The sequence below is a fragment of the Pseudomonas sp. JV245A genome, from assembly GCF_032424515.1.
GTDB classification, from domain to species: Bacteria; Pseudomonadota; Gammaproteobacteria; order Pseudomonadales; family Pseudomonadaceae; genus Aquipseudomonas; species Aquipseudomonas protegens.
On record NZ_VYKE01000383.1, the window covers coordinates 1 to 1293 of the forward strand.

Here is a 1293-nt window from a genome sequence, read left to right on the forward strand (position 1 = left end):
GCACCTGCCCGGCGTGCCAGCTGGCGCCTTCCTCGTCGCCGCTGCGGTTGAGCGGGGCGATCAGGTTGCCGGTGACCTTGGCCGCTTCTTCGAGAATGGCGTCGGCGGTGTCGCCGTCCACGGTATCGGCCAGGGCCGGCAGGCGCGCCCAGAGCTTGGGTGCGTTGAACACTTCATGCAGGACAAAGCGCATGTCGCGCAGCGGAGCGTTGAATTCGGGCATTGCAGGAACCTCGGGCAAAAGTGGAGGTTGAGCGGCCTCGGCCGCATGAATCGACAACGAAAACCCCGCCACCTTGTAGGAGCCGGCTTGCCGGCGAAGAGGCCCGCAAGCCATGCATCGCCCTGGCCGACGCCTTCGCTGGCAAGCGAAGCGCCGCCCGGCCAGCTCCTACGGGGCTGGGTAGGTGTATTCAGGCTAGAGGTTTTTCGCCATGTCGCGCAGGACGAACTTCTGGATCTTGCCGGTGGAGGTCTTGGGCAACGGGCTGAAGACCACGGTACGCGGTACCTTGAAGCCCGCCAGGTGCTCGCGACAGAAGGCGATGATCTCGGCTTCGCGCACGTCCTGATGATCGGCCTTGAGGGTGATGAAGGCACAGGGCGTCTCACCCCATTTTTCATCGGGCCGGGCCACCACCGCCGCTTCCAGCACCGCCGGGTGGCGATAGAGCACGCCTTCCAGTTCGATGGTGGAAATGTTCTCGCCCCCGGAAATGATGATGTCCTTGAGCCGGTCGCGGATCTCCACGTAGCCGTCCGGGTGGGTCACCCCCAGGTCGCCGGTGTGGAACCAGCCGCCCTCGAAGGCTTCGGCGGTGGCCGTGGGGTTCTTCAGGTAGCCCTTCATCACGGTGTTGCCGCGCATGAAGATCTCGCCGATGGTCTGGCCGTCCCGGGGCGTGGGTTCGAGGGTTTTCGGGTCGGCCACCATCACCCCTTCCAGGGTCGGGTAGCGCACGCCCTGGCGCGACTTGATCTGCGCCCGCTGTTCCAGGGGCAGTTCATCCCAGGCGGCGTGCCAGGCGCACAGGGTCACCGGGCCATAGACCTCGGTCAGGCCGTAGACGTGGGTCACCTTGATGCCCATTTCCTCCACCGCGCCGATCACCTTGGCCGGCGGCGCGGCCCCGGCCACCATGGCGTTGACCGGGTGGTCGATGGCCGCCTTGGCGGTGTCGGGCATGTTCACCAGGGCATTGAGCACGATGGGCGCGCCGCACAGGTGCGTGACCTGATGCTCGCGGATCAGGTCGAGGATCTTCTGCGGGTCGACCCGGCGCAAAAACACGT

Annotated in this window: 2 protein-coding genes; both read right to left on the minus strand. The window is 66.0% G+C overall.

Features of this window, described 5'->3' with window-relative positions:
• Window positions 1-223, minus strand: a 223-nt coding sequence (locus F6S12_RS31840; RefSeq protein WP_315869870.1) for an acyl-CoA dehydrogenase N-terminal domain-containing protein, incomplete at its 3' end; no start/stop codon positions are given.
• Window positions 224-418: 195 nt separating this feature from the next.
• On the minus strand, window positions 419-1293 hold an 875-nt coding region (locus F6S12_RS31845), incomplete at its 5' end, for an AMP-binding protein (RefSeq protein WP_315869871.1).